The organism is Streptomyces sp. KR55 (assembly GCF_052245645.1).
Lineage (GTDB): Bacteria > Actinomycetota > Actinomycetes > Streptomycetales > Streptomycetaceae > Streptomyces > Streptomyces flavusporus.
In genome coordinates this window covers 1-5,902 of sequence record NZ_JBQQCE010000556.1, presented here as the reverse complement: position 1 = coordinate 5,902, position 5,902 = coordinate 1, and the positions used below count along the sequence as shown (strand labels likewise).

5 protein-coding genes are annotated in these 5,902 nt (G+C 69.5%); 3 read left to right on the top strand and 2 right to left on the bottom strand.

What is annotated here, in order from left to right; all coding sequences use genetic code 11:
* A partial coding sequence (locus ACTWQJ_RS45130) for a hypothetical protein (protein ID WP_443312193.1) occupies nucleotides 1–239 on the bottom strand: 239 nt, incomplete at its 3' end.
* 47 nt (nucleotides 240–286) lie between these two features.
* Between ACTWQJ_RS45130 and ACTWQJ_RS45125 the strand changes: the two genes are divergently transcribed.
* Entirely contained in the window at nucleotides 287–1,306 is a 1,020-nt protein-coding gene (locus ACTWQJ_RS45125; protein ID WP_443312192.1) for a hypothetical protein, read from the top strand.
* Here the strand turns inward: ACTWQJ_RS45125 and ACTWQJ_RS45120 are convergent.
* Nucleotides 1,303–2,931, bottom strand: coding sequence for an IS200/IS605 family accessory protein TnpB-related protein (locus ACTWQJ_RS45120; protein ID WP_443312191.1), 1,629 nt, complete (start codon nucleotides 2,929–2,931; stop codon nucleotides 1,303–1,305). The two genes, ACTWQJ_RS45125 and ACTWQJ_RS45120, sit on opposite strands and share 4 nt — an antisense overlap.
* A 472-nt stretch (nucleotides 2,932–3,403) precedes the next feature.
* Between ACTWQJ_RS45120 and ACTWQJ_RS45115 the strand changes: the two genes are divergently transcribed.
* Nucleotides 3,404–4,390 carry a sigma-70 family RNA polymerase sigma factor gene (locus ACTWQJ_RS45115; protein WP_443312190.1) on the top strand — a complete coding sequence of 329 codons (987 nt, stop codon included), beginning with the start codon at nucleotides 3,404–3,406 and terminating at the stop codon, nucleotides 4,388–4,390.
* 27 nt (nucleotides 4,391–4,417) lie between these two features.
* Nucleotides 4,418–5,818: an erythromycin esterase family protein gene (locus tag ACTWQJ_RS45110; protein WP_443312189.1), complete on the top strand. Its 1,401-nt coding sequence runs from the start codon at nucleotides 4,418–4,420 to the stop codon at nucleotides 5,816–5,818.
* Nucleotides 5,819–5,902 lie beyond the last annotated feature (84 nt).

Sequence of the window (5,902 nt, the reverse complement as noted above, 5' to 3'; positions counted from 1 at the left end):
GCCGGGTCTCCGGAAGCCTGAAGCAGGCCGGCGACAAAGCCAAGGACGCTTTCAGGCGCTGACCGCAAACGCCCCGGGTGGTGCCCACGTCGCGTGGACACCACCCGGCCGGCCTCAACGCTAAATGAGCCGACGGGAATTGACGGAAATGATGCAGACCAACGTGCGAACCGAGAGCCAAAGAAGGCAGCCATGTTCACCGTCGTGATCATCGCCATGATCGTCATCGGCTCGGCCACCCTCCTTTACCTCGGACGTGGACAGGTGCGGGTCGGTGGCGGGTTGTATGAGGGCGGAGAGGGCAGTAGCCGCGTTCGACTCGGCCACCGGGATGCTGCGTGCCCTGTCACGGTTCCTCGCGGGCCGGGACGTCCCGGCCGTCGGCCAGATGCCGGCCGCCCTGGAGTTGCCGCTGTCCGGCCTGCTGGGCACGCTCAACCGGTTACCGACGGCCGCCCAGGAGTGGGCGTACGCAGCCAGCGGCTGGACCGGGGCCATTCCACTGCGCAAGGCCGGAGAGGTGCGTTCGGACGCACTCGCTGCGTGGGTGACCGGTCACTATCCCCATCGCCGTTACCCGTTGATCTTCATCGGTTCCTCCAACGGCGCCCTGGTCCATCTGGCGGCGGCACTGGATGCGGCGTGGCTGCCGCAGACGCTGCTGCTGCCCGTGCGCCGCAGCGGCGTCGCGGTGGACGATCCGCGAGGTGACCTGGCCGCCACCAGAGGTGCGGGCCGGGCTCTGCTCGCCGCCAACCCGGACCTCGTACTGCACCACATGCACGATCCCCATCAGGACCGTCTCATGATCGCCGGGATGACGTACTTCCGGGTCAAGTGGCGTCGGCTGCCCGAGCCCTACCGTCGGTTCATTCAGGACCGCCTGGCTCCCGGCGGGAGGGTCGTCGTCGACGACTGCACCTTGCGCTGGCCCACCACGAGGGTGGACGACCGTTATGTGTTCCAGTTCGGCGCCCTGGGCGACGCCACTCCCGAGGAATACCGTCACGGCGGTCCTTGCGTCGCCGAACTGCTCGCCCGCTACGGTTCCCCGGTGTGCCGGTGGAACCCGCCCGCCCCCGACGGCGAGAGTCCCGAGGCGGAATGGGGTCTGCAGTCCGGCCTCCTCGATGACCTCGCCACCTTCACCCGGCAGCACGGCCTCGACCTGGACCTCCTGCGCTTCGACACGCCGCAACGGCTCAGCCCTGCCGTCGCCGACCTCTACCGCCGCTGGTACGCAGATCGTGGCCTGCCCGCCAACCGCCTCCTGGTCGAGTCGTTCCTCCTGCTCGACCGTTCCTAAAGACTGAGCGGGAGTGAGTCCTGTTGCCAGAACCCATGCTCAGCCGCGTGCCCCGAACGGTGTTGGGCACACTGGTCCCCCGCTTTCGCTCCGCATCCGGCACGCACGGATCGTGTCCGTGGTCCGGGAATGCGGGGGCGGGATTCCTCACGTCCCTGGGCGCCCGGTCCGGCCTGGGCGATCCGATGCCCCTGTCCATCGCTCTGGTGGGCAGGGGGCGGTGCCGTCCGTCGCCGGATGCGATGCCCAAGGGCGCGTCGTCCGATCGCCACGGCTGCGGCGTCGTGACGGGTGGTCTTGCGATGCTGCGTGGTGAGGGGCTTCTGCCAGTGCTGGGCGCCCCACTTGGACGTGTACGCCGGGTCAACGGCCACGATCGTGATGCCGAGTTCGGCCGCCATCGACACCAGCCGGGAGCGCAGCCTGGACACCGGCATGCCGGAGATCAGCTTGCGGAACCGCTTCCGCCTGCCGTGCTTCTCCCGTGTCTTCTCGGCCTGGAAGTCCAGATCCTCGATCGCGACACTCAGGCCGTGCCGCTTGGCCCAGTGCAGCAGGCGTACCAGCGCGTGCCGTACCTGGGCGTCGCGGTAGGCGGCCGGTCCGTCGAGGTCGAAGAAGAACCGGCGCGGGTCGCCGACCGGGTTGCCGTGCTGGTCCAGGCGCCAGGCGGCGAGGTGATCGGCGTTGGTGTCGACGCCGACCAGGCCGCCGGTGCGGGCCTGAGCCAGCGGAACGGTCCGGACCGGCGGGATCGTCCACGAGGCGGTGAGGTACCAGCGGCCGCGGCCGGTGTCCAGGTGGATGCGGTAGGCCACGGCTCGGTTCGCCGACACCTGGTCGGCCCATTCCTCGCCCCGGTGGCGGAAAGCCACGGTGCCGGCCAGGACGTACCGGCCATGCTTCGCGTTCGCCAGATGTGCCAGCGGCGCCGGGAGTTTGATGCTCACCTCCCCGTCCGGCGTGATGCGGATCGTCTCGTTCCCCAACCGCTTCCCGCTCTCGCCGTCGGCCTGGCAGAACCAGCGCGCGGCCTCCCACCGCTGCCGCCACCCGGCCTCGGTGAGCTGCGCTTGCTCGAGGTTGTGACGGTTACGGGCCAGCCGCTTGCCGCCACGTGCCACGCGCACCCGCCCGGCTTCGCGGTCGGCCCGCTCGGCGGCCAGCCGGTCCTCCAGCACATGCAGGCGGCGGGTCTTGTGAAACCACTCCTGGCGGGAGCGGTAGCCGCCCGGCGCCCGCTTCGTCCCCTTCTCACCCACCGGCAGCGACAGCCGGTGCGCGATGGTGCGCACACCGGCCTCCAGGCCCTGAATGTGGGCGAGCTGCGCGCGCCGCGACAGCGCCCACTGGTCATGCGTGGCCCTCGTGATACTGCCCGCCCACCGCGCCGAGGACTTCCCGGTCAGCGCGCGTTTGCGCTGCGCCCACGTGTCCGTGGAGTGCTCCAGCCCATCGGCACAGCGCCGCTTCAGGTCACGGCAAGCCAGCGACCCGAGATGCGCACCGACCAGCCTCAGCACCTCCTCGTCCCCAGCGGTCAGGCCCTTGAGCCGGGTACGGATCGCGACACCGGACGGGCCGAGGACGACGAACGGCGCCGACAGCTCACGCAGCACACCCACCACCCCGCCCCCTTCCACACGCCCCGGACACGCCTGTCACCCACCCAACGACCACACCCGCGAAAAGGTCACGCATTCGATCCGGGAACCCCCGTTCCCCCCGGAAACCGCGCACGCCACAGCCCGGACACGCACTCATACACGCCAGAACGCACTCATACGCACACAACCACCAACAGCTCACAACCCCCGCGACTTCGCCGGCCTGGTCCGCTCGCGCCGGGAGCTGAGCAAGATCCGCACGCTCTGTCCGCTACCGCTGCCCCTCGACGCCGAGGACGCTGCTGCGGCCCTCAACGCCCATGACGAGATCATCTGGCACCCGACGAACTGAGCCCACCCTGCGCATCACGCCCTGGCTGTACGACGAGTGGTACTGCGTGACGGGGACCGGGCGGGGTAGGCGGAGATCAGGCGGACTCATGATGGGCAGGAGCCGAACGGCGATTGCGGTGCTCCGCCTTGGAGGCTGATGACCATGCCGCCCGAGACGCACGCTGGTACCACCAGTCGCCAGGCGCAACCGGGCGAACCCCATGAGGAACCGGACCTGGTACGCCAGTACTTGACCCAGATCGGATCCATCCCCTTGCTGACCGCCGCTGAGGAGGTCGATCTGGCCAAACGTATCGAGGCCGGTGTGTACGCCGATGAGCTGCTGCGGGAGGCAGAAGCCGACCGGCGCGAACTCGCCCCGGAGTGGCGCCGGGACCTGGAGGCAGTGGCCCGTGACGGACAGCGCGCCAAGGACCACATGATCCGCGCCAACCTCCGGCTCGTGGTGGCGATGGCCAAACGGCATGCGCGCCGTGGCCTGCCCTTCCTGGACACCATCCAGGAAGGGAACATGGGGTTGATCCGGGCGGTGGAGAAATTCGACTACACCAAGGGCTACAAGTTCTCGACGTATGCCACCTGGTGGATCCGGCAGGCCATCGAACGCGGACTGGCCCAGCATGCACGCACCGTTCGGCTGCCTGTGCACGTGGTGGAGAACCTGTCCAAACTCGGCCGCGTCGAACGCCGGATGCTGGGGAGGCTGGGGCGCGAGCCGACGGTGGAAGAAGTCGCTGCGGAGACCGGATTCTCGGTCGAGAGGGTCGCGGAACTGCGCCGTGTGGGGCGTGAGGCGATCAGCCTCGACACCCCTGTGGGGGAAAGCGGCGAGACCGTGGTAGGCGACCTGATCGAGGACACCGAAGTGTTGCAGGCCCCCGACGTCGTGGAGTATCGCGCGCTCGCAGAACAACTGCGAGCGATCATCGGAACGCTCCCGCCGAGAGATGCCATGATCCTCACCCTGCGGTACGGCCTGCACGACGGTCGACCGCAATCGCTCACACAGATCGGCGAGCACCTGGGGCTGACCCGCGAAAGGGTACGCCAGCTCGAGAAGCAGGCGCTGGCAGAGCTACGTGCTCCCGAACGCCACGAGCCCCTCCTCGAATGGGCGGGATAGGACAAGCGCGCGGAAGGGGAACAAGCCGTGTCCGACACCGACCAGGTCCGCATCCGGGACGAGGCCCTGCCCCTGTCCGATGCGGCGTCGCTGGACCCGCTGCTGGAACGTATCGGCGATGCCCGCTATGTACTGCTGGGCGAGGCCTCCCATGGAACGGCCGACTATTACCAGGTACGTGATGTGCTGACCCGTCGGCTCATCGAGGAGAAGGGCTTCTCCTTCGTGGCCGTCGAGGGCGACTGGCCCGACTGCCAGGCCGTGCACTGCTCGGTGGTCGCGGCGCCGGGCTCGCCCGAGGATCCCGGAGACGTGCTGGCGGGTTTCCGGCAGTGGCCGACGTGGTTGTGGGGCAACACGGACGTGGCCGCCTTCGCCCGGTGGCTGCGCCGGCACAACGAGGAGCAGCCGCCGGAGCGGCGCGTCGGCTTCTTCGGACTGGACGTCTACAGCATGTGGGAGTCGCTGCACGCGGTGCTCGACCACCTGCGCGAGCACGACCCCGACCGGGTGGACCATGCCCTGGAGGCGTACCGCTGCTTCGAGCCGTATGCCGAGGACCCGCAGTCCTACGCGGTGGCCACCCGCATCCTGCCCGAGGGCTGCGAACCGCAGGTGGTGTCCCTGCTCACCGAGCTGCGGCAGCGGGCCGCGCAGACGGCGGTGACGGACGGCTCCCTCACCGAGTTCGCCGCGCGGCAGAACGCGGAAGTGCTGGCCGGCGCCGAGCGCTACTACCGGGCCATGCTCAGCAGCGGCCCCGAGTCGTGGAACATCCGCGACCACCACATGGCCGACACGCTGAACCGTCTGATGGAGCGCTACGGTTCCGGCGCCAAGGCGGTGGTGTGGGAGCACAACACCCACATCGGGGACGCCCGCGCCACGGACATGGCCGACAGGGGCCTGGTCAACGTCGGCCAGTTGGTGCGTGAACGCCATATGGGCGACGGCGTGGTGCTGGTCGGCTTCGGTTCGCACTCCGGGACCGTGATCGCCGCGGAGGAGTGGGGAGACGTGCCGAGAATCATGGATGTCCCGCCCGCGCACGCCGGCAGTCTGGAGGACCTGCTGCACCAGGCGCTGCCCGGGCAGCGGGCACTGTTCGTCTTCCCCCACGTGCAGTTGCAGAGGCCGCCCGTCACCGGCCGGCGCGAGTGGTTCCACCAGGAGCGCGGCCACCGGGCCATCGGCGTCGTCTACCGGGCGCAGTACGAACCCGTGGGCAATTACGTACCCACTGTCCTGGCGCAGCGCTACGACGCCTTCTGCTACCTCGACCGCACCGACGCCCTGACCCCACTGGGCACCGGCGAGCCGGCCCCGCGTCGGCCGGCGACGCCCGCCGTCAGCTCTGCCGGTCGGCCAGTTCGCGGACCTTCTGGTAGCCGCCCTCGTCGTGACGGATCCGCACCAGTGCGTCGATGAGCCGTACGAACTGCCGGTCGTCGTCCACGAGCGAGCGCAGGGAGTCCGCGTCATCGCCCAGGGCGAGCCGGTCGGCGGCGTCGA